The organism is Tsukamurella conjunctivitidis (genome assembly GCF_007858475.1).
Lineage (GTDB): Bacteria > Actinomycetota > Actinomycetes > Mycobacteriales > Mycobacteriaceae > Tsukamurella > Tsukamurella conjunctivitidis.
On record NZ_VIGX01000021.1, the window covers coordinates 1 to 19,205 of the forward strand.

General features: G+C 71.8%; 18 protein-coding genes. 9 read left to right on the forward strand and 9 right to left on the reverse strand.

Features of this window, described 5'->3' with window-relative positions:
• Window positions 1–194: 194 nt before the first annotated feature.
• The gene (locus tag FK530_RS21380; RefSeq protein ID WP_146488992.1) at window positions 195–1,490 is read right to left on the reverse strand and encodes an ROK family transcriptional regulator; all 1,296 of its coding nucleotides are present in this window, start codon (window positions 1,488–1,490) and stop codon (window positions 195–197) included.
• A gap of 444 nt (window positions 1,491–1,934) precedes the next feature.
• Here FK530_RS21380 and FK530_RS21385 point away from each other — a divergent pair, with 444 nt between their 5' ends.
• The 3 genes from FK530_RS21385 (at window position 1,935) to FK530_RS21395 (ending at window position 4,997) form a co-directional block, all read left to right on the forward strand.
• Window positions 1,935–3,470, forward strand: coding sequence for an ATP-binding cassette domain-containing protein (locus FK530_RS21385; RefSeq protein ID WP_146488993.1), 1,536 nt, complete (start codon window positions 1,935–1,937; stop codon window positions 3,468–3,470).
• A 106-nt stretch (window positions 3,471–3,576) separates the two neighbouring features.
• Window positions 3,577–4,383: a Fic/DOC family protein gene (locus tag FK530_RS21390; RefSeq protein ID WP_146488994.1), complete on the forward strand. Its 807-nt coding sequence runs from the start codon at window positions 3,577–3,579 to the stop codon at window positions 4,381–4,383.
• A gap of 41 nt (window positions 4,384–4,424) precedes the next feature.
• A complete protein-coding gene (locus FK530_RS21395; RefSeq protein ID WP_146488995.1) occupies window positions 4,425–4,997 on the forward strand; it encodes a hypothetical protein in 573 nt (190 codons plus the stop codon).
• Here FK530_RS21395 and FK530_RS21400 read toward each other — a convergent pair whose 3' ends face one another.
• From FK530_RS21400 to FK530_RS21410, 3 genes are read right to left on the reverse strand one after another with little or no spacing between them, the layout of a single operon-like run.
• Window positions 4,998–6,155, reverse strand: a complete 1,158-nt coding sequence (locus FK530_RS21400) for a winged helix-turn-helix domain-containing protein (protein WP_146488996.1) — start codon at window positions 6,153–6,155, stop codon at window positions 4,998–5,000.
• On the reverse strand, window positions 6,152–6,556 hold the full coding sequence (locus tag FK530_RS21405) for an NUDIX hydrolase (protein ID WP_146488997.1): 405 nt from the start codon (window positions 6,554–6,556) through the stop codon (window positions 6,152–6,154). Before FK530_RS21405 ends, FK530_RS21400 begins: the two co-directional genes overlap by 4 nt.
• 37 nt (window positions 6,557–6,593) lie before the next feature.
• Window positions 6,594–7,982, reverse strand: coding sequence for an L-serine ammonia-lyase (locus FK530_RS21410; RefSeq protein ID WP_146488998.1), 1,389 nt, complete (start codon window positions 7,980–7,982; stop codon window positions 6,594–6,596).
• A 31-nt stretch (window positions 7,983–8,013) separates the two neighbouring features.
• Here FK530_RS21410 and FK530_RS21415 point away from each other — a divergent pair, with 31 nt between their 5' ends.
• Entirely contained in the window at window positions 8,014–9,057 is a 1,044-nt protein-coding gene (locus tag FK530_RS21415) for an adenylate/guanylate cyclase domain-containing protein (protein WP_158645165.1), read from the forward strand.
• A 1-nt stretch (window position 9,058) separates the two neighbouring features.
• Here FK530_RS21415 and FK530_RS21420 read toward each other — a convergent pair whose 3' ends face one another.
• Both FK530_RS21420 and FK530_RS21425 read right to left on the reverse strand, forming a co-directional pair.
• On the reverse strand, window positions 9,059–9,376 hold the full coding sequence (locus FK530_RS21420) for a helix-turn-helix domain-containing protein (RefSeq protein ID WP_146489000.1): 318 nt from the start codon (window positions 9,374–9,376) through the stop codon (window positions 9,059–9,061).
• Window positions 9,377–9,386: 10 nt separating this feature from the next.
• Window positions 9,387–10,787 carry an MFS transporter gene (locus FK530_RS21425; protein ID WP_231706747.1) on the reverse strand — a complete coding sequence of 467 codons (1,401 nt, stop codon included), beginning with the start codon at window positions 10,785–10,787 and terminating at the stop codon, window positions 9,387–9,389.
• 85 nt (window positions 10,788–10,872) lie between these two features.
• Here FK530_RS21425 and FK530_RS21430 point away from each other — a divergent pair, with 85 nt between their 5' ends.
• The gene (locus FK530_RS21430; RefSeq protein WP_158645166.1) at window positions 10,873–12,240 is read left to right on the forward strand and encodes an MFS transporter; all 1,368 of its coding nucleotides are present in this window, start codon (window positions 10,873–10,875) and stop codon (window positions 12,238–12,240) included.
• Here FK530_RS21430 and FK530_RS21435 read toward each other — a convergent pair.
• On the reverse strand, window positions 12,227–13,144 hold the full coding sequence (locus FK530_RS21435) for a LysR substrate-binding domain-containing protein (RefSeq protein WP_166443329.1): 918 nt from the start codon (window positions 13,142–13,144) through the stop codon (window positions 12,227–12,229). The genes FK530_RS21430 and FK530_RS21435 overlap by 14 nt on opposite strands.
• A 71-nt stretch (window positions 13,145–13,215) precedes the next feature.
• On the opposite strand from FK530_RS21435, the gene FK530_RS21440 reads away from it, so the two are divergent.
• On the forward strand, window positions 13,216–14,196 hold the full coding sequence (locus FK530_RS21440) for a DMT family transporter (protein ID WP_146489002.1): 981 nt from the start codon (window positions 13,216–13,218) through the stop codon (window positions 14,194–14,196).
• Here FK530_RS21440 and FK530_RS21445 read toward each other — a convergent pair.
• Window positions 14,087–14,872: an alpha/beta fold hydrolase gene (locus FK530_RS21445; protein WP_146489003.1), complete on the reverse strand. Its 786-nt coding sequence runs from the start codon at window positions 14,870–14,872 to the stop codon at window positions 14,087–14,089. The genes FK530_RS21440 and FK530_RS21445 overlap by 110 nt on opposite strands.
• 51 nt (window positions 14,873–14,923) lie before the next feature.
• On the opposite strand from FK530_RS21445, the gene FK530_RS21450 reads away from it, so the two are divergent.
• From FK530_RS21450 to FK530_RS21460, 3 genes are all read left to right on the forward strand, one after another.
• Window positions 14,924–16,681: a GNAT family N-acetyltransferase gene (locus FK530_RS21450; protein ID WP_146489004.1), complete on the forward strand. Its 1,758-nt coding sequence runs from the start codon at window positions 14,924–14,926 to the stop codon at window positions 16,679–16,681.
• A gap of 89 nt (window positions 16,682–16,770) precedes the next feature.
• Window positions 16,771–17,655 carry an SDR family oxidoreductase gene (locus FK530_RS21455; RefSeq protein WP_146489005.1) on the forward strand — a complete coding sequence of 295 codons (885 nt, stop codon included), beginning with the start codon at window positions 16,771–16,773 and terminating at the stop codon, window positions 17,653–17,655.
• A 9-nt stretch (window positions 17,656–17,664) separates the two neighbouring features.
• Window positions 17,665–18,231: a TetR/AcrR family transcriptional regulator gene (locus FK530_RS21460; RefSeq protein WP_146489006.1), complete on the forward strand. Its 567-nt coding sequence runs from the start codon at window positions 17,665–17,667 to the stop codon at window positions 18,229–18,231.
• On the opposite strand, the gene ku is transcribed toward FK530_RS21460, so the two are convergent.
• Entirely contained in the window at window positions 18,232–19,044 is an 813-nt protein-coding gene (gene ku, locus FK530_RS21465) for a non-homologous end joining protein Ku (RefSeq protein WP_146489007.1), read from the reverse strand. It abuts the gene before it with no gap.
• Window positions 19,045–19,205 lie beyond the last annotated feature (161 nt).

Sequence of the window (19,205 nt, forward strand, 5' to 3'; positions counted from 1 at the left end):
AGTAATTTTCGTATCGGAGCGTTCCCCGTCACGATCGGCACCCGCTGCGCCGGCGGGAGCGGCCCCGCAGTGCAACCGGCCCCACGATGCTCCGCCGGGACGGGGACGCGGACGGACGTCGGGCCGACGCGGGCACGAACACGCATCGGCGGGCGGCAACGAGCCGCCCGCCGATGCGTGCAGGAGGAGAACTATCAGGCGGTCGCGCGGGAGACCGCGCCGAGCGGATCCGTGTAGACACCGTCGAGCGCGGCGGCTCCGGCGGCCTGCTGCTGCACGCGCCCACCTGCCCCGCTGACCCGCACCGACCGACCGGGCTCGGCCGAGGTGGCCTTCAGCGCCGCGGAGACGTGCGGCAGGATCGCGGTGTGGTCGGTGAAGGCCTGGCCGCCCAGGATCAGGCGGTCGGGGTTGAAGATGTCGGCGACCAGGGCGGCGGCCTCCCCCAGCACGCGTCCGCGCTCGGCGACGATCGCCCGCGCGGTCTCGTTGCCGCCGTCGGCCAGCTTGTGCAGGTCCGCGATGGTCCGGACCGGAAGCTTCTGCCCGCGTGCGGCATCCACGACGGCGGTGTCGGTGACGGCGTCCTCGAGCCGGCCGGTGCGCTTCGGATCGAGCAGCTCGACGTTCCGCGTCGGCAGATGACCGATGGTGTGCGGGCCCGACTTCGGCGAGTGCACCGCGCCGTGCAGCGCGAGGGCGACACCGACGGTCTCGCGGCCGTAGAAGTACAGCGTGGAGCCCTGCGACTCGTACTCCTCGGACAGGTGCAGTTCGGCGGCGGCCATCGCCTCGACGTGCGGGGCCACCGTCACGGGCAGCCCGATCGCACCCGAAAGCCGTTCGCCGAGAGCGACGTCCTTCCAGCCCAGACGCGGGTGGTCGGCGACCACACCGCGGTCGTCGACGCGGCCGCCGATGGCGACGCCGGCGCCCAGGACGGTACGACCGTCCCAACGGGCGAGGAACCGGCGCGCGCTGGTGGCGATCACCGACAGCACCTCGCCGGGCTCGCCGCTCTCGGGCGTGGGGATCTGGATCGCGCCGACGACCTTCCCGGCGACGTCGTGCATGGTCACGGTGCTCACCCGGAATCCGATGTGGATGCCCAGGGCGACAGGGCCGTTCGGGTCGACCTCGAGGGGCAGGCGGGGCCGGCCGACGACGCCGCTCGCCGCGCGGTCGGCGCGCTCGCGCACCAGGCCGGCCTCGATCAGCGCCGTGACCTGACGGTTCACGGTGGCGGCGGACAGCTGGGTCTCGCGCACGATTTCATCGCGGAGCACGAGGCCACCGCGGCGGATCACGCGCAGCACGGCCGCGGCGGGCTTCTCCGAGACCCGCAGCTGCGGGGCGAAGACGCGGGCGGGAGCGGCGGCGCGTGCCTGGCGCTCGCCCGCGGCGGGCCGGGCCAGGGGATTGCGCGGCCGGGTGGTGCGGGCCTGCGGAGCGCGGGTGGTGGAAGCGGCGGGAAGGTCAACGACGGTCATGGTTCCTCGAAGGTGTGCGTACGCCGCGACCTCCGGGCTACCCCGGGCGCTGGCGTGAAGATGGAGTTGTCGAACGGATCGACCCGATGACGGGGCCGGCTGAATTGCGAGCGGGAACGCTCAGCAGCAACACATTCGACAGTGCACGCGAACCATGGGGAGACGGCAGCCCAGCGCGACGGTCTCATAACCGACGCGCAGATGGGCCTCAAGACTCCCGGACATGGTTTGAAAGTAGCACCACACACCGCGCGGCGCACAAGCGTCGCGGCCCACAGTGGGACGCAGATCACATTCCGTTCCCGGGGAAATTCCCGTGCGAAGCACAAGCACCTTTGTCTACACTCGTCGCCATGCTGTCCTGAGACGTCCTCGGCCCTGCCGCCACGCACCCGGTGTGACCACTCCACCCCTCGCGGCCCCTGACGACCTCAAGGAGCATTCATGGCTACCTCTCTCGCTGTCTCCGCACTGTCCCTCCGCTGGCCCGACGGCACGACGGTCTTCAACGACCTGAGCTTCACCATCCCCGCCGGACGCGCGGCCCTGGTCGGTGCGAACGGCGCCGGCAAGAGCACCCTGCTGCGCATCCTCGCAGGTCGGATCCAGCCCACCTCGGGCTCCGTGAGTGGCACCGGCGTCGTCGGCTACGTCCCGCAGCACCCGCAGGCGCGCCCCGAGGACAGCCTCGCCGACGCGCTGGGCATCGGCGGCACCGTCGCCGCGCTCCGGCGCATCGAGGGCGGCTCGGCCGAACCCGAGGACTTCGAGGCCGTCGGCGACGACTGGGACGTCGAGGAGCGGGCGACCGCCGTCCTCGACGGCCTGGGCCTGCGTCTCGGGGCACTGGACCGCACCGTCGGGACCCTGTCCGGTGGCGAGGCAACCTTGCTCGCCATCGCCGGCCAACTGCTCCTGCGGCCCGACACCCTGCTCCTCGATGAACCGACCAACAACCTCGACGAGCGGGCCCGCGGCCTGCTCACCGAGGCGTTGGAACGCTTCGGCGGCACGGCCGTAGTGGTCAGCCACGACCTGACGCTGCTCGAGCGGATGGATTCGACCGTCGAGCTCTACCGCGGCGCCGTCCGCGTCTTCGGCGGCCCGTACTCGCACTACCGCGAGGTGCTCGACGCCGAGCAGGCCGCCGCGGAACAGGCCGTGACCTCGGCGAAGGTGGATCTCAAGGCGCAGCGCCGCGACCTCGTGGAGGCGCAGGTCAAGCTCGACCGTCGCGCACGGTTCGCCGCGAAGGCGGAGGCGGAGAAACGGGTGCCGAAGATCATCGCGGGCCTGCGGAAGAACGCCGCCGAGGTCTCCGCGGGCAAGCACCGGGGCCTGCACGAGGACCGCGTGGACTCCGCGCGCGACGCCCTCGACGCCGCCAAGGAGGGCGTCCGTGACGACCGCTCCGTCCGCATCGCCATGCCCGAACCGGGCCCGGGCCTGCACCGGCTCCAACTCGACGACGGTCCGCTGCAGGTCGTGGGCCCGGAGCGGATCGCGCTCGTCGGCCCGAACGGCGCCGGCAAGACGACGGTGCTGCACCGCGCCATCGCGGCCGCCCGCGCCGCGGAGCCGCCGACGATGATCGGCTACGTCCCGCAGGACGTGCGGTTCGGGACCGCCGAGGAGGCCACGCTGCTCGACGCCGTCCGCGACGCCCACCCGGACCTCGACGCGCAGCATGCCCACGCCGCGCTGGCGCGGATGCTGTTCCGGGGGCGGCAGTCGGAGCGGATCGTGAACACCCTCAGCGGTGGGGAGCGGCTGCGGCTCGCGCTGGCGATCGCGCTGCTCGGGGACCCGGCGCCGTCGCTCCTGGCGCTGGACGAGCCCACCAACAACCTCGACGTCCCGTCGGTGGAACTGCTGGTGGAAGCGCTGAAGTCCTGGGAGGGTGCGCTGGTGGTGGTCTCGCACGACCGCGCCTTCCTCGACCTGCTGGACCTCACGCGGGAGGTCGAGATCACCCGATAGCCCTCGGGAATTTCGCATTCTGCGGGCATCCGAAGCCGAATTCGGCCTCGGACTGCCCCTGAGCGCGAAATCTCCGGGGATTCGCATCGCTCGATATGCTGCGGGGATGGATCCAGCGGTCGTGCTGCGCGGGGCGATCGCGAACAGCGCTCTCGAGGGCTGGGCGCCGACGGCGCTGGACGTCGAGCGCCTCCTCGCGCTGGCAGCGGGCACGGTGCGCCTCGATGCGTACGTCGCCGCATCGATCGACCGCGCACTGCGGGCGGGAGAAGTCGGGCCGCCGGACTGCATCGACGTGCCGCTCGACTTCCCCGACTCGTTCTATCCGCGCACGCGGATCCTGCGCAACCGCTTCGGGATCCGCGACGCGGGCACCTTGCAGCAGCTCGAGTTCGAGATCGGCACGGCGTGCCAGTTCGGCATCGAGGCCGGGCTGATCGACGTGCCGGCGACCTTCGACGGCGTGCACCTCATCGCGATCCACCGCGCCCTGTTCGGCGACGTCTACCCGTGGGCGGGCGTCTTCCGCCGGTACGACATGGACCTTCGGCATCAGACCTTCCGCGCGGCGTGGATCGAGCGGTACCTCGGCGACGCCGCCGCGATCCTCCGCAAGCCCGTCGAGCACCTGGACCGCCGCGGTTACGCGCACCACCTCGCCGAGGCCTACGCGTACCTGAACTGCGCGCACCCGTTTCGCGAGGGCAACGGTCGCGCATCGAAGACCCTGCTGCAGCTCCTGGCGGCGCGGCACGGGTACCGGCTCGACTTCGCCGCGGTGACGAAGAAGCAGTGGGACGGCGCCTCGCGGCGGTCCGCCCCGGACTACGGGCACTACCGCCCCGACGCGCACGCCCTGTTCCGCGTCTTCGGCGCCATCACCACGACCGCCGAGATTCACACCGAATACTGACCGACCGATACACACTGCCGTATTCGTCATAGACTGCCATCGTGGGGTTCGCATCGCAGAAGGATCGGTACGCGGCCTGGGGACTGCTCGCGATCCCGGTGTTCATCGTGGTCAGCTTCGTGTACCTGGCGGTCCACCTACTCGTGTTCATAGCGTGTCTGGTCGCGATCGATGCCGCGTTGAGCTGGGTGTTCAGCTCTACTTCCGCCATCCCCTGGGGCTGGTGGACCCTTGCCGAGATCGCGCTCGCGATCGCCACCACCATCGGACTCGCCCGCTGCTACGACCGGGCCGTGCTCTCGCTGCGACGACGACGCGGCGCTCCGACCGACGGCGAGAACGCGACGACGCTCCGCAAGGACATGGGCAAGCTGTTCTTCGGCGGCGTCGACTGGGTGGGCCTGTTTCTTAACCTGATCGTGCTGGTCCCCGCGATCGTCGCGGCGGTGTACATCGTGAAGTCGACCGTCGTCCGCTGGATGGACCCGTCACCATTCGTCGCGAAGGTCATCGTGGTGCTCGTGGCGCTGGTCATCGCGTACCCGCTTCTGCGGCTCGAGGACCGGGTCCGCGCGTCCGCGAAGAAGCGCCGACCTCGGAACCGCAACGAGTAGTCAGAGTCGGTAACCCTCGAGTCCCAGCCAGCCGGCCATCTCGGCGACGGTCTGCTCCAGCGCGGCTTCGGACGCCGCATCCCGGCCGCCCGGCTCCCACGACGTGGAGTGCACGAGCAACTCCCCTGCCGCCCGGTCGGCCTTGACGTCGCAGCGGGCGACGATCCGGTCGCCGAACAGGAAGGGCAGCACGTAGTAGCCGTGCACCCGCTTCTCCTTCGGCGTGTAGATCTCGATCCGGTAGAAGAAGTCGAAGAGCACCTCGGCCCGCTCGCGTTGCCACACCACGGGATCGAAGGGCGAGAGCAGCGCCCGCGCCGCAATCCCCCGGGGCCGCTTGGCTTCCGCATGCAGGTAGACGGTGCCGGGCCACCAGTCGGCCTCCACCGGCACGAGTTCGCCTGCCGCTACCAGCTTCTCGACGGCAGGCGCCGCCTGGGCGGTGGACAGGCGGAAGTAGTCACGCAGGCAGCGCAACGTCCCGATGCCGTGTGCCTTCGCCGATTGCCGCATCAACTCGACGTAGGCGTCCTCGTCGGAGACCTCCTGCTCCGCGAGATCGCCGAGCACCGACGCGGTCGGGGCGTAGAGCCGCTCGAATTGGCTGGTGCGGCCGGCGCTGGTGACCTCGCCGGCATGGAAAAGCACTTCGAGCCCCTCCTTCACCGACGACCAGTTCCACCCCCAGTGCGTCTTCTCCACCACCTGGTCGTGCTCGAGGTGCGCCTCCAGCGCGCGGGCGGTGAGCGGCGGCAGCGCCGCCAGCTCGGCGCGCAACCGGTCCAGCTGGCCGGGGTTGCGGGACTCGTAGCTCGCGAACCGCTGGGCCACCCGGTCCGCGGTCCGGCGGTGCCGCAGCAGCGGCCAGGTCTCGGGCGGCACCAGCGAGGCTTCGTGCGCCCACGCCTCGACGAGCCGCCGCGGATTCTTGTCGCGGGCGCGGTCGAGCAACGCGGTGTCGTAGTCGCCGAGCCGCGCGAAGACCGGGAGGTACTGGCTGCGCGTGACCACGTTGACGCTGTCGATCTGAATCAGTTTCAGGCGGTCGATGCTCTTCTGGACCTGCCGCATCGTCGGGGCCGCCGAGCCCGCGAAGCCGGATTCGAAGCCCTGGGCCGCGAGCGCGATCCGCCGCGCCTGGGGCTGCGTGATCCTCATGCGCTCGGCGCGCCCGCCAGCCGCGGGAAGAGGTACTGCTCGAGCATCGGTGCGATGGTCACCGCGCCGTGGTCCGCGGGGTCCAGCCACCGGGCCTCGGCGATCTCCGCCGCGGCCCGCGGCTCCACGCGCAGCTCGGTGGCGAAGACGGTGGATTCGATGTCGGTGTTCGCCTCGTTCGCGGCGGGCCCGCGCCAGGACACCAGGTGGGTGAGGTCGTCCGTCGTCAGCGCGACGCCGAGTTCCTCGTCGATCTCGCGGACCGCGCAGTCGATCGCGGCCTCCCCCGGCTCCAGCTTGCCGCCGGGCAGCATGAACGCGTCGGTGCCGCGTTTGCGCACCGTCAGAACCCGTCCGGCCTCGTCCCGGAAACACACCGCCGCCACCGTCAGCACGTCCATGCCGCCACCCTAGCGAGGGCGTCCGACAGGTTTCGTCTCAGCACTCCGGCACGTTCACGGCGAGACCGCCGAGGGATGTCTCCTTGTACTTCGACAACATGTCGGCACCGGTCTGGCGCATGGTCTCGATGGCCTGATCCAGCGAGACACGATGCGTCCCGTCGCCGTGCAGGGCGATGCGCGCCGCGTTGACGGCCTTCACGGAGGCGATGGCGTTGCGTTCGATGCACGGGATCTGTACGAGCCCGCCGATCGGGTCGCAGGTCAGGCCCAGGTTGTGCTCGATCCCGATCTCGGCGGCGTTCTCCACCTGCGCCGGCGTGGCGCCCATGACCTGCGCCAGCGCGCCCGCGGCCATGGAGCACGCGGAGCCCACCTCGCCCTGGCAGCCCACCTCGGCGCCGGAGATCGAGGCCCGTCGCTTGTAGAGCACAGCGATCGCGGCGGCGGTGAGGAGGTAGTCGCACACCGTCTCCTCGCGACGTTCCGCGAGATGCGGCCGGAACTTGAGCGCGTAGTACAGCACCGCCGGCACGATCCCGGCCGCGCCGTTGGTCGGCGCGGTCACGATGCGGCCGCCGCACGCGTTCTCCTCGTTCACGGCCATGGCCGCCACGTTGAGCCAGTCCATCGCGTCGGCACCGTCGGAATCGATGATCCGGCGGTACAGCCCCGGCGCGCGCCGCTTGACCCCCAGTCCGCCGGGGAGCATGCCCTCGGCGCGGAAGCCCCGCTCGATGCACGCCTCCATGACCTCCCAGATGTGCAGCAGCCCGGCACGCACCTCGCGCTCCGCCACGTGCTCGTCCTCGCCCGTACGGGCCCGACGGAGTGCGATCTCGTTCTCCAGCATGAGCTCGGGCACGGTTCGACCGGTGCGCGGGCAGGTCTCCAGCAGCGAAGCAGCGGTGTCGAAGTCGTGGGGAACGCCGGGGCTGCCGGCCAGCGGATTCACCGTCTCGGCACCGGACTCCCGCTCGACGAAGCCGCCGCCCACGGAGTAGTAGACGGCCTCGTGCTCGCCACCGTCGGCGAGCTCGGCGCGGAAGCGGATCCCGTTGGTGTGCCGCGGCAGCACCGTCAGCGGGTGCAGCACGATCTGCTCGGCGCACAGCGGCACCTCGTCGCGGCCCGCGAAGAGCACCGTGCGGGTGGCCTCGATCTCGGCCCCGCGCTTCTCGACGTACTCGGGATCGACGGTCTCCGGCCGGTTGCCCTCGAGCCCCAGGAGCACGGCCGCGAAGGTGCCGTGCCCGCGCCCCGTGGCGGCGAGCGAGCCGTACAGGTCGACGTGCACGGCGCGCACCGTCGACGGGGAGGACCGCAGCTCGTCGGCGAAATCCGCACCGGCCCGCATGGGCCCGACGGTGTGCGAACTCGACGGGCCGATGCCCACCGAGAACAGCTCGAACACACTGATCGTCACCCCTCCAGCCTATGCCCCATACAGTGGTCGTATGGGCGACGCCGAAGATCTGGACATCGACGCTCTGCTTCTCCCGGGCGAACGCAAGTACACCTTCCGTGAGCTCGCCGAGCAGGGCGGCATCGACGTGGAGGACCTGCGCGTCTGGTGGACCTCCGCCGGCTTCGCGGATCTGCGCGACGACGACCAGAAGGCCTTCACCCGCGACGACGTGGCGATCGTCAAGGACCTCGCCGACCTGTTCGCCCTCGACGTCATCGACCGCGAGGCCGTCCTGCCCGGGGCGCAGTCGCTCGGCCAGGCCATGTACCGGCTCGCCGAATGGCAGGCCGGCATCGTCAAGGCCCACCTCCACACCGCCCACGACGCCGGGGCGACGAACCCGGCCGCGGGGGTGGCGCAGATCATCGACAAGATGGAGAACCTGCAGGCCCACGTCTGGCGCCGGCACCTCTCCACGGCAACGCAGCGCCTGGTCACGCACGACTCGTCCGACGCCTTGACCGCGATGATGGCGGTCGGGTTCGCGGACATGGTCGGCTACACGCGGCTGAGCCGCGGCCTCGCCGTCGAGGAGCTCAACACCCTGGTCGCGACGTTCGAGGCGCGGATGCAGGCGGTGATCTACGGCGGCGGCGGGTGGATCATCAAGGGCGTCGGCGACGAGGTGATGTTCGCGGCGGAGGATCCGGCCGCGGCGGCGCGCATCGGCCTCGAACTGCAGGAACCGCACGTGTACCCCGAGCTCGACGTCATCGAGATCGAGTTCCCGCAGCTCCGCGTGGGCATGGCCTACGGCGAGGTGCTGCAGCGCTACGGCGACCTGTTCGGCAGCGTGGTCAATCTCGCCGCCCGGCTGACCAGCGCCGCGCGCCCGGGGACCGTGCTCATCGACGACAACTTCACGCAGGCGATCGCCGACGAGCCGGGGCTGGAGACCCGCAGCCTGCGCGCCTACCGGGCTCGCGGCTTCCGTGCGGTGCACCCGCATCTGCTGCGCTACGACAAGGACACCCGCGCGGCCAAGGAGGCCCAGAACGCCGAAGCCGCGGAGGCCGAGGCCGGCGCGGAGTAGGTCAGGCCGCGGCGAGGGCGACGGGGCTCGGACGCGCGCCGAGCAGCTCGCGGTGCACTCCGCCCACGAACTCGATCATGGAGCCGCCGAGGGCGTCGCAGACGCTGGCGAGCACCTCCGACGAGGCCTCCTTGCGACCGCGCTCGACCTCGGAGAGGTACTGCGTGGAGACGCCGGCGTCGCGCGCGACCTCCGCCAACGTGCGGCCCTGGCGGGTGCGCTCCTGCCGCAGTACGCGACCGAACACCTCGCGCAGCAGCGGCGGACGCGCGGCCTCCGCCGACTCGTGCGTCTCGATGCTCGCCACCCCGCTCGTCATACGACTCAGCCTATCCGACGGTGCGCTCGCCGGGCGGAGCGTTCACGGTCGGCGAAACCGGCGCGTCGCCGGGTGCCCCGGCTCCGCCGTCCTCCGCTGCGACGGTCGGATCGGACGCTCCCCCGTCGGGGCCGTCCTCGTCATCGCGGAGGGGATGCTCCAGCTCGTCGCTGGGCATCCGCGCCGCGAGGATCGCGATCACCGCGAGCGGCACCGGGACCAGCGCGGCCAGGGCGAAGGTCGCGGTGAGGCCGATCGCCTGACTCACCGGGCCCGCCAGGGCGAAGGAGAGCGGCATGAACACCAGCGAGACGAAGAAGTCGAGGCTGGAGACGCGACCGAGCAGACGCCGCGGCACCCGTCGCTGCAGCAGCGTGCCCCAGATCACCACCGGCGCCTCGAACAGCACACCGAGAACGAAGCCCGCGATCACCATGGGCCACACGGTCTCGGCGATGCCGAACACCAGCATCGGCAGGGACGCGACACCCCAGATGCCCATCATCACGGTGAGGTAGCGATGCGGCATCTTCCGGGCGGCCATGACCAGCGCGCCGGCCACACCGCCGAAACCGTAGGCGGCCAATATCATCGAGTGCTCGCTCGCGGCGCCGTGCGCCTGATCCTTGATCGCGAAGGGCAGCAGGACGTCGATCGGCCCCACGGTCACGAGCACCATCAGGCTCGCGAACAGGAGGGTCGCCAGCAGCCAGGGGGTCCGCCGCACGTACCGGATCCCCTCCCACAGCTCACGCAGCGGAGAGCCGGGCTGCTCGCCCTCGTCGGCACCGTCGGCCTCCGGCACCCGGATCCGGACCACCCAGAGGGCGGCGAGCAGGCAGATCCCGCCCGCCACCAGGAGCGCTGCGCCGGGGTCCGCGACGGCGATGATCCACGCCGCGACGGCCGGCCCGACGGCCATCGCCGCAGCGGGGCGGACCGCGGACTCGTAGCCGTTGACCGCGAGCAACTCGTCGGGCGGAACCAACCGCGGGACGAGCGCGGAATAGGCGGGGAAGTAGAAGCCGGACACGAGGCCCAGCGCGAGGGAGCCCGCCATGAGGATCGGTACCGTGACGGCGCCGGTCACGATGAGCGCACCGATGCCGCCGATCACCAGCACCTTGAGCAGTTCGAGGACGAACAGGATGCGCTGCTGCGACACCCGGTCCGCGAGGACGCCGCCCGCCAGAGTGGAGACGAGCAGGCCGATCGAGGCCGCTCCGGAGACCAGCGAGACGCTGGTGGCGGAGCCGCCCATGTGGATCACCTGCCACACCACGGAGACCAGCCACATGCCGTCGGTGACCAACGCGCACAGCAGCGTCACGAAGAGGAGGCGGTAATCCCGGCGCAGCAGAGGCCGCAGCATGCGGGGCATGCGCGCGGGGGCGCCGAGGTCGGTATGCACCTTTTCACGATGCCGTCACGGGCCGGTTCCATCAACCGAATTTCCGGTTGACCTCAACCTGGGTCGACGTATTAGCGTGCTGGCAATGACCGCAGCACCGCCCACCGGAACGACCACCGAACCGCGCCTCGACCAGGGCTCGGTCCGGTGGTTCCAGGTGGGCTCGGTCGCCCTCATCTCGTTCCTGGCGTTCGAGGCGCTCGCCGTCGGGACGGTGCTGCCGAAGGCCGCTGCGCAGTTCGGTGCGACGGCGGAGTACTCGGTGGCCTTCGGGGCCGCCTTCGCGGCCATGATCGTGGCGATCGCCTGGGCGGGGCCGTGGGTGGACCGCAGCGGCGTCCGGCCGCCGCTCGTGGTCGGCGGCATCCTGTTCGTCGCCGGGCTCGTGCTCGTCGGCTCGGCGCAGGGCATGAACGTGCTCGCGCTGGGCCGCGCGGTGCAGGGCCTCGGCAGTGGCGTGCTCAGCGTGGTGCTGTACGCGATGGTGGGGCGGCTGATCCCCGCCGACGGGCGGCCGAGGATCTTCGCCGCCTTCTCCACCGCGTGGGTCGTCCCCTCGCTCGTGGGTCCGGCCATCGCCGGGCTCACCGCCGACACCGTCGGCTGGCGGTGGGTCTTCCTCGGCATCGCCGTTCCCGCCTTCGCCGCGCTCGCGGCGACACTGCGGGCCACCGTCGGGCTGGACGAGACCGGGTTCGTCTCCGACGGTGCGCCGAACCGCACCGTCCTGGTGGCGGCCCTGGTCGCGGGTGCGTCGACGGCCGTCGCCCAGTTCGCCGCGCCCCGCGGCGCGGGCTTCCTCGTCCTCACCGCCGCCTGCCTGGTGGTGGCGATCGCCGCCACGCGCCGCATGCTGCCGGCCGGATCCCTCGTGGGCCGCAGCGGAATTCCGCGCCTGGTGCTGACCAACCTGCTGATGGCGGGCACCTTCTTCGCGGCGGAGATCTACGTGCCGCTGTACCTGGTGCACATCGACGCGATGTCGCCCTTCGCCGCCGGATCGGTGATGACCGGAGCCGCCCTGCTCTGGGCCGGGGCGGCGCAGGTGCAGGCGCGGGTCCCGGCATCGGGGCCGGCGCGGCGCCGGCTACCGCTGATCGGCTCCTCCCTGGTGCTCGCATCGCTCGTCGGGGTCGCGATCTCCTTCGCGGTGGACGCCCCGTGGCCGGTGATCTTCGCGGCGTGGGCGATCGGCGGCCTCGGCATGGGACTGACCTATCCGACGCTGTCGGTCCTGGTCCTCGGCGCCAGCGCCGACGACGAGCAGGGCGCCAACTCCAGCGCCCTCAAGCTCGCGGACTCCGTGGGCACGGCTCTCACCATCGCCTGCGCCGGCGCCGTCTTCGCCCAGGTGCTCGATTGGGGCCACACGGGATTCGCGGTCACGATGCTGGTGCCGATCACCGCCGGTGTCCTGACGGTGCTCGTCGCCTCCCGGCTCAGGGGCGACTAGCCGCAGCCGCGGCCTCGCGAAGCAGGTGCATCGCCCGGCGCACCACGGGGTTCCGGCACTCGGAGTCCTTGACGTAGGCGACGATGGTGCGCCGCGGGGCGGGGTTGCAGACGTCCACGGCGACCGTGCCGGGCGGCAGCTCGGTGGCGCCGAGCCGGGGCAGCACCGTGACGCCCACTCCCCGCGCGACGAAGCGCAGAGCCGACGGGTAGTCGGTGGTCTCCACGACGAACCGGGGTGTGAATCCCGCTGCGGCACAGGCGTCGAGCACGGCCTGGCGACAGGCACCGCGCCGCACGTCGTTGTCGATCCACCGCTCGTGCTCGAGCTCCGCCATGTCCACCAGCTCCCGGCCGGCGAACTCGTGCCCCTCCGGCACCACCGCGACGTACGACTCGACCACGAGGTCCTCGTGCGAGAACCCCGCCACCGCCGTCGTCTGCGAGTGCTCCTGCCGCACCGCGACCGCGAGATCGGGCCGCCTGGCCGCGATCTCGGTGACCTCATCCTCGATCCGCAGGCGCAGGCGGGTGTCGGGGAACTCCGCGCTCAGCGTCTGCACGACCGAGGGCATCCAGTGCGTGCCCGCGGTCGCGAAGACGTTCATGGTGATCCGGTTGGCCTTGCCGGCGCGCAGATCGTCGACGGTGGCGCCGAGGTCGTTGAGGCTGCTGAGCACCCCGTCGGCCTCGGTGGCGAGGACCCGCCCCGCGGGGGTGAGCTCGACGCCCCGTCCGACGCGCTCCAGCAGCTTGAGCCCCGTCTCCCGCTGCAGGGCGGCGACGTGCTGCGAGACGGCCGACGGCGTGTAGCCGAGGCTGGCCGCGGCCGCGGCGACCGACCCCGTGGCCGCCACGGAGCGGAAGATCATGAGTCGGTGCGCGTCGAGCATGGAATTCTCCATTCAGTCTCACTGAATGATAGTGCAGAAATGTGCGCTTGTGCTTACTTCCAGCCGGTCGCAGAGTAGGTGACATGACGAAACGACTCCCCGCCCTCGCCCTCGTGGCCGTCATGTTCGCGTGGGCCTCCGCCTTCGTGGTGATCCGCGGGCTCGGGTCCGGCCCCGCCCCGCACATCTCCCCCATCGCCATGGCCGAGGGCCGCCTCCTGGTGGGCGCCGCGGTCCTCGGCGTGATCTGGGGGATGAACGCCCTGTACAACGGAGGTGTCCGCTTGCCCCGCGGCCGCACGCTCGCGCTCACCGTCGGATACGGCGCACTCTGGTTCGCGCTGTACACCGTGCTGGTCAACGCCGCAGAACAGCACCTCGACGCCGGCACGACCGCCCTGTTGGTGAACATCGCGCCGATCATCGTCGCGGTCCTGGCCGGTGCCTTCCTCCACGAGGGCTTTCCGCCGCTCCTGGTGGTCGGCATCGCGATCAGCTTCGCGGGCGCGGCCGTCATCGCCTTCACCGGCGACGGCAGGCGCGACGGTGCCGGCGTCGCCCTGGCCGTCGCCGCGGCGCTGCTCTACGGGATCAGCGTCGTCGCGCAGAAGCTGGTGCTGCGCACCGTCGACCCGCTGACCGCGACCGCCCTGGGTGCCGGCGTCGGCGCGATCGTCCTGCTCCCCTGGGCGCCCCGCCTCTTCGACGAGCTCGCTGCCGCGCCGATCGGCAGCACGGTCGGCGTCGTCTACCTCGGGCTGGTCCCCACGGCCCTGGCCTTCCTGCTCTGGGCGTACGCGCTGGCGCACACCTCGGCGGGCGTCGCCGCGTCCTCGTCCTACGCCGTCCCGGCGCTGTCGATCCTGCTCAGCTGGATCTTCCTGTCCGAGACGCCCACCGCGTGGGGCCTGCTCGGCGGCGCGCTGTGCCTCGTGGGCGTGGCGGTCTCGCGGATCAGGATCGGCTCGTCGGGCCGACGTCCCGGCGCAGCACCGACGGCCACTGCGCGACCTCCTGCGGAGTCCGCGCGACCGACAGCGACGCCCGCGGGAGCGTCCTGCTGAGCCGCTCCGCCGTCGACACCGGATGCGACGGGTCGTCGACCCACGCGAGCAGGGTGACCGGCACGGCGATGCGGGCGATCTCCCCGGGGTCGGGGAGATCGCTCGCGGCGGCGCCGCGGAACAGGGACGGCAGCAACGGTTCCGGGACGTCGGGCACCGTCGGCGGATGACCGACGGTGGCCGGCGGCGGCACCGCGCCCTCCCCCGCGGCGAGGAAGACCTCCAGCCCCTGCTTCTCGATGAGCGTTGCGGCGGTGCGATATTCGTCGGCCTTGGCCACGCGCGTCTCCCACGCGGTCGGCGGCACCATGAGGGTGAGACCACTGAAGCGTTCCGGGTCGCGCACGGCCGCATGCAGGAGCGTGGAGGTACCCATCGACGGCCCGACGCCGTGCACGCGCTCGCCGGGGAACCAGTGGTCGAGGAGGCGGAGGAGATCGTCGGCGAGGTTCGGCCAGCGGTAGTCCTCGGGAACCGGCCGCCCGGTGGAGGCGCCGTGCCCTCGGGCGTCGTAGCGCAGCAGCCGGGTTCCGCTGAGGCCGCGTCCGAGATCGAGATCCAGCACCCGGTCGCGCGCCCGGCTCGACGTGAGGCCGTGCAGCTGCACCACGGGGTGTCCGCCCTCGTCGCTGTACTCGGCGGCGAGCTGCGCCCCGGGAACGTCGAAGCTGGTCATCGGCCTTCTCTCGCCGCGCGGAGGGTTCGTCGGAGGGCTAGGGTACCGCCCATGCGCCTGACCAACGTCGCCCACCTGCGCCTGCCCTTCGGCCGGCTGTACGGCTACGACGTCGCGGCGTCGGAGCCGGGCGCAGCGCTGCCGGTGTCCTTCGACCAGGCACGGCACGTGGGCGGCGGGGACCGCCCGGGATCGTGGATGGCGCTGTCCTTCCGACTGCCCGAACCCGTACCGCGCGAACAGCTCGCCGCCGCCTGGCTCGCGGTGATCGCGCGCCACGGAACACTGCGGACCGCCTTCCTCCCCGGGCCCGGCGGCCCGACCCTGCACGAGATCACCGTCGGGCCGGGCGCGTGGGTGGAGCACCCCATCGGCCCCGGCCAGGCGGTCAACGACGCGCTGCGGGACGTGCTCGACGACGCCTGCTCGCCCTATCGCCGTCCGGCGCACCGGCTCTGCGTCCTGGAGACGGCCGCCGGGCCGACGGTGATCGTGGCCGCCGACCACTCGCACACCGACATGTGGTCGATGCTGGTGATCGCACGCGACCTGCTCGCCGCGCTCGAGGACGTCCGGGCGGGACGGGAACCGTCGACGGATCCCGTGCCGCCGTTCGTCGACCACACCCGGGCCCTGACGGACCGCCCCGCCGCGCCCGACGACGTGCGACGCCGCTGGGCCGAGATCATCACCGCCAGCGGCGGAGTCATGCCCCTGTTCCCACTGCCGCTGGGCACCCCCGAGGCGCATCGGGAACGCGTGGAGGTCCGGGACGTCTTCGGCACCGACGAGGTCGCGGCCTTCGCCGCAGCCGCCCGGGCGGCGGGCGTGTCCACCCTGTCGGCGACGGTGGCGGCACTGACTCGCGTCACCCTGGACCTCTCCGGCGCGCCGCTGCGCGCCGTCTTCCCCGTGCACAGCCGTTACGACGAGACCTGGCACGACTCCGTGGGCTGGTTCATCACCAACTCGGTGCTGGACTCCCCGTCCGCGGAGCCGACCGCGGCGGCGGAGGCGGTGAAGGAGGCGGTGCGGCTCGGGTCGTGGCCGCTCGCCGACGTGCTCGAGGAGTGGGGCGGCATGCCCGAGGCCCCGGGCATGTTCGCGATCTCGTGGCTGGACCTGCGCCGATTGCCCGTCCGCGTGGACGCGACGCGGCTCGACGCGCAGTACGTGGGCGCCACCATCCGCACCGACGGCGTGATGCTGTGGTTCATCCTCGACGAAGCCGGGCTGCACCTGCGCTGCCGCTATCCGGACACGCTCGAGGCGCGCGCGAACGTGGGGGCCTGGCTCGACGGGGTGGTCCGCGAGCTGCAGGCCCGGGCCTCCGTCGGCGGTGTGCTCCGCGGCATCGGCGGCACCTATCGGGTCGAGCGCGCGCGCCGCGACGACGTGCCCGCGATCGTCGCACTGCTCGCCGATGACGAACTCGGGGCGACCCGCGAGATGGGCGACGCCGCGGAGTACGACAGCGCCTTCGAGCTGGTCACCCGTGACCGCGCCCAGTACCTCGCCGTGGTCCGCGACGAACTCGGCGGCATCGTGGGGACCATGCACCTCACCGTCATTCCGGGCCTGTCGCGCGGCGGTTCGACGCGGCTGCAGATCGAAGGGGTTCGCGTGGCCCGCGAGCACCGCTCGCGGGGTCTGGGCACCGCGATGATCGAGTGGGCGCACCACCACGGCCGGACGCACGGTGCCGTGCTCTCCCAGCTCACCACCGACGTCTCCCGCGAGCGGGCGCGCGCCTTCTACACCCGGCTCGGATACCGCTCCGAGCACGTGGGGCTCAAGCGCACGTTGTAGTCCGGCCCGAACATGATGACAGTTGCTGACATCAGGCGTACAGTCGGTGATGTCAGCAACTGTCATCACCTTCTCCGGAGGTCACTGCCATGCAATTCTTCGTCACGGGCGCATCCGGCTTCGTCGGCTCCGCCGTGGTCACCGAGCTCCTCGATGCCGGCCACCACGTCACCGGCCTGGTGCGGTCCGAGCACGCCGCCGACACCGTTCGCGCGCTGGGCGCCGAGCCGATCCTCGGCACCATCGAGGAGGCGACCGTGCTCCGCTCGGCCGCCGCGGCCGCGGACGGGGTCATCCACCTCGCGTTCAACCACGACTTCTCGCAGTTCGCGGAGTCGGCACGGGTCGAGGTCGCGGCCATCGAGGCGATCGGCGACGAGCTCGCCGGGTCCGGGCGGCCCCTGGTCATCGCCTCCGGTCTGCTCGGGCTCGCCAGCGGCCGCGCGGCGCTCGAGACCGACCCCATGCCGCCGTCCCCGCGCAGCGCCGGGTTCGCCGCCGCACTCGCGCTCGCGGGGCGGGGCGTCCGGTCGTCCGTGGTCCGCCTGGCCCCGTCGGTGCACGACGACGTTCCCGCGGGCTTCGTCGGCCTCCTCGCCGGGATCGCCCGCGCCGCGGGGCGGTCCGGGTACGTCGGCGACGGTGCGCAGCGGTGGCCCGCGGTGCACCGCCGCGACGCGGCGCGGCTCTTCCGGCTGGCCGCGGAGGACGGCGCCGCGGGCTCGGTCTTCCACGCGACGAGCGAGGCGGTTCCGGTGGCCGACATCGCCGCCGCCGTCGGCCGCCTCATGAACGTCCCGACCGACGCCGTCGGGGACGGCGACGCCGAGGCGCGGTTCGGTTTCCTCGCGCCGTTGCTCGCGCTCGACACGACGGCGTCGACCGAACGGACCCGTACCGCACTGGGGTGGACGCCCGAGGGTGCGGGCCTGCTCGACGACATCGCGCGCTGGGACCCCGAGGCCGTTTCGTAGGCTCGACGCATGGCACGGTGGCAGCCGAACGCGCAGGAGCGGCTCGAGGAGGCGGCGCTCGCGCTGTTCGCCGAGCAGAACTTCGAGGCCACCACCGTCGCACAGATCGCCGCGCGCGCCGGCCTCACCGAGCGCACCTTCTTCCGGCACTACGCCGACAAGAAGGAGGTCCTGTTCTGGGGGCAGCGACTGCTCGAGGAGGCGCTCGCCGCGCAGGTCGCCGAGGCCGCGCCGGACACCGCACCGATCGACGTGGTCGAGGCCGCGTTCCGCACGATGGCGCGGCTGATCGCCGGGCGCGGCACCCGGCCGATCGAGCGCCAGCGCATCATCGACGCGACGCCCGCCCTGCGCGAGCGCGAGCTGCACAAGATGGACTCCCTGGGCCGTGCCCTGGCCGCCGCACTGGGCGGGCGGGGCGGCACACCCCGTGCCGCCCGCATCGTCGCCGGCGCGGGGGTCGCCGCCTTCAGCGCGGCCTACGAGGAGTGGATCGCGGCGGAGGGCACCGACGACCTGGAGGAGTTGACCCTCCGGGCCTTCGCGGACCTGCGGGACGGCACGGCCGGGCGGTGATCAGCTCGCGGTGCGCTTGCGGGCGGGACGCTCGGACTTGGCCTCGCGATTCTTCACGGACGCCTTGAGCGCGGCCAGCAGGTCGGCGACCTCGTCGTCCTCGGTCTCCTCCTCGGGCGCCTCGGGGAAGGCGGTGCCGCCGGTGGCCTTCGCCTCGATCAGCTGGCGCAGCTGCACCTGGTAGTCGTCCTCGTACTGCTCTGGATCGAAGTCCGTGGCCATCGAGTCGATGAGCGACGCCGCCATCGCCAGCTCCTGCGGGCGGATCTTCACGTCCTCGGTGAGGGCGGGGAACTCGGGCGTGCGCACCTCATCGGGCCACAGCAGCGTCTGCAGCACCATCACGTTGCCGACCACGCGGAGCGCGCACAGCCGAGTCCGGTTGCGCAGGGTGAACGTGCAGATCGCGAGCCGGTCGGTCTCCTGCAGCGCCTGCCGCAGCAGCACGTAGGCCTTCGGCGACTTCGACGAGGGCTCCAGGAAGTAGGGCTTGTCGAACATGATCGGGTCGACGTCCTCGCGCGGCACGAACTCCGTGACCGCGATCTCCCGGTGCTTCTCCACGGGCATCGACTTGATGTCCTCCTTCGAGAGCACCACCGTGTCGCCCTCGTCGGACTCGTAGGCGTTCGCGATGTTCGCGAACTCCACCTCGTCGTCGGTGCCCTCGCGCACGCGCTTGTACCGGATGCGGACCCCGTCCTTCGAGTCCACCTGGTGCGACTTCGCGTCGTGACTCTCGATCGCGGAGTACACCTTCACGGGCACGTTCACGAGCCCGAACGACAGCTCTCCCGTCCATATCGCGCGCATGTGACCATTGTGACTGGTGAGGAGCCATATTGCGAGAGGAGTTCCCGCACCCACCTCCGAGCTCTGAGCGGGGCTCCTTCCTGGGGAAGGGCGATGCGGAGCGCGCATCACCGTTTCAGTGACGTCGGTTGCCCCCGTCCCGGCTCGACGGGCTCGATAAT

Excerpts from the sequence above, each read along its gene's own strand:
- FK530_RS21380 (WP_146488992.1), bottom strand. The coding sequence starts at position 1,490 with ATGACCGTCGTTGACCTTCCCGCCGCTTCCACCACCCGCGCTCCGCAG.
- FK530_RS21385 (WP_146488993.1), top strand. The coding sequence starts at position 1,935 with ATGGCTACCTCTCTCGCTGTCTCCGCACTGTCCCTCCGCTGGCCCGAC.
- FK530_RS21390 (WP_146488994.1), top strand. The coding sequence starts at position 3,577 with ATGGATCCAGCGGTCGTGCTGCGCGGGGCGATCGCGAACAGCGCTCTC.
- FK530_RS21400 (WP_146488996.1), bottom strand. The coding sequence starts at position 6,155 with ATGAGGATCACGCAGCCCCAGGCGCGGCGGATCGCGCTCGCGGCCCAG.
- FK530_RS21405 (WP_146488997.1), bottom strand. The coding sequence starts at position 6,556 with ATGGACGTGCTGACGGTGGCGGCGGTGTGTTTCCGGGACGAGGCCGGA.
- FK530_RS21415 (WP_158645165.1), top strand. The coding sequence starts at position 8,014 with ATGGGCGACGCCGAAGATCTGGACATCGACGCTCTGCTTCTCCCGGGC.
- FK530_RS21420 (WP_146489000.1), bottom strand. The coding sequence starts at position 9,376 with ATGACGAGCGGGGTGGCGAGCATCGAGACGCACGAGTCGGCGGAGGCC.
- FK530_RS21430 (WP_158645166.1), top strand. The coding sequence starts at position 10,873 with ATGACCGCAGCACCGCCCACCGGAACGACCACCGAACCGCGCCTCGAC.
- FK530_RS21435 (WP_166443329.1), bottom strand. The coding sequence starts at position 13,144 with ATGGAGAATTCCATGCTCGACGCGCACCGACTCATGATCTTCCGCTCC.
- FK530_RS21440 (WP_146489002.1), top strand. The coding sequence starts at position 13,216 with ATGACGAAACGACTCCCCGCCCTCGCCCTCGTGGCCGTCATGTTCGCG.
- FK530_RS21445 (WP_146489003.1), bottom strand. The coding sequence starts at position 14,872 with ATGACCAGCTTCGACGTTCCCGGGGCGCAGCTCGCCGCCGAGTACAGC.
- FK530_RS21450 (WP_146489004.1), top strand. The coding sequence starts at position 14,924 with ATGCGCCTGACCAACGTCGCCCACCTGCGCCTGCCCTTCGGCCGGCTG.
- FK530_RS21455 (WP_146489005.1), top strand. The coding sequence starts at position 16,771 with ATGCAATTCTTCGTCACGGGCGCATCCGGCTTCGTCGGCTCCGCCGTG.
- FK530_RS21460 (WP_146489006.1), top strand. The coding sequence starts at position 17,665 with ATGGCACGGTGGCAGCCGAACGCGCAGGAGCGGCTCGAGGAGGCGGCG.
- ku (WP_146489007.1), bottom strand. The coding sequence starts at position 19,044 with ATGCGCGCGATATGGACGGGAGAGCTGTCGTTCGGGCTCGTGAACGTG.